This window comes from Xanthomonas sp. SHU 308 (assembly GCF_000364645.1).
In the GTDB taxonomy this organism is placed as follows: Bacteria; Pseudomonadota; Gammaproteobacteria; order Xanthomonadales; family Xanthomonadaceae; genus Xanthomonas_A; species Xanthomonas_A sontii.
The window spans coordinates 1-1,074 of record NZ_AQOK01000553.1; the positions used below are offsets into that span (position 1 = coordinate 1).

1 protein-coding gene is annotated in these 1,074 nt (G+C 74.8%); it reads right to left on the reverse strand.

Features of this window, described 5'->3' with window-relative positions:
* Positions 1–280: 280 nt before the first annotated feature.
* The coding region (locus D588_RS0116340) for a peptidylprolyl isomerase (RefSeq protein WP_017916738.1) at positions 281–1,074 on the reverse strand (794 nt) is incomplete at its 5' end.

Consider the following 1,074-nt stretch of genomic DNA (forward strand, 5'->3'; position numbering starts at 1 on the left):
GGCGCCTGCGCGCGCTGCCGGCAATCCAGCGCCAACAGCGCGGTGGCGGTCAGACGCTGCGCCTCGCTGGCGCCGGCCGCCAGCGCCGCATCGGGCGGCGTGGTCGCGGACACCGCCAACGGCGACGGTGCTGCCGAGCGCGGTAGCGCCGTTGCCTGCACCTTGCTCGCGGCAACGGCGGGTGCGGCCGTCGGCGGCATCAGCTTCGCCGCGAGCGCGACCATTCCCACGACCACAGCGCCGGCGAACCAACACAGCGGGCACCGCATCGCCGCCATGCTCAGTGCGCCGCGGCGGTGTAGGCGTCGCGGTCGAACGCCATCGGCTGCGCCTGGCGCAGGCGCTGCATGGCGTCGGCCGCCGCCTGCTCGCGCAGTTGCAGGTCGATCTGCCCGCGCACCGCGTCGAAGCGCGCCGCGGTCTTCGCATCGAGCCGGATCAGGTGGTAGCCGTCGGGGCCGCGCACTGGCGCGGAGACCTGTTCCACCGCGAGCTGGCGGATCGGCGCGTCGAACGCGTCGGCCAGGTAGCGGCCGAAGGTCGGCGACAACTGCCCGCCCTCGCCGGCGGTGGCGGTGTCGTCGGATTCGCGCATCGCCAGCGTGGCGAAATCGGCGCCGCCGTCGAGCTGGCGCTTGAGCGCTTCGGCGCGCTGCAGAGCCTGCGCCTCGGTCAGGGTGTGCCCGCTGCGCGGCCCGCCCTGCGGATGCAGGGCGACGAACAGATGGCGCAGGTGATATTCGGTGTAGTCGTCCGGATGCGCGGCGAACTGCCGGCGCAGCATCGCCTCGTCGATGTGCGCGTCGGCGCTGAGCCGTGCCTGCGCGGCCTCGGCCAGGATCGCGTCGGCGGCGCGGCGCAGGCGCGCGGCCACCACCGGGTCGTCCTGCAGGTGCTGCTGCCGGGCCTGGTCGAGCAGGATGGCGCGGTCGGCGAAACGGCGCACCACCGAGTCATCGTCGATGCCGGCAGCACCACGCGTGGCGTCGCCGGCCAGGGCGCGGTATTCGCTGGCGGTGAACTGCTGCGCGCCGACGCGCAGCACCACCGGGTCGGTGGTGGCGGGCTCGGCGG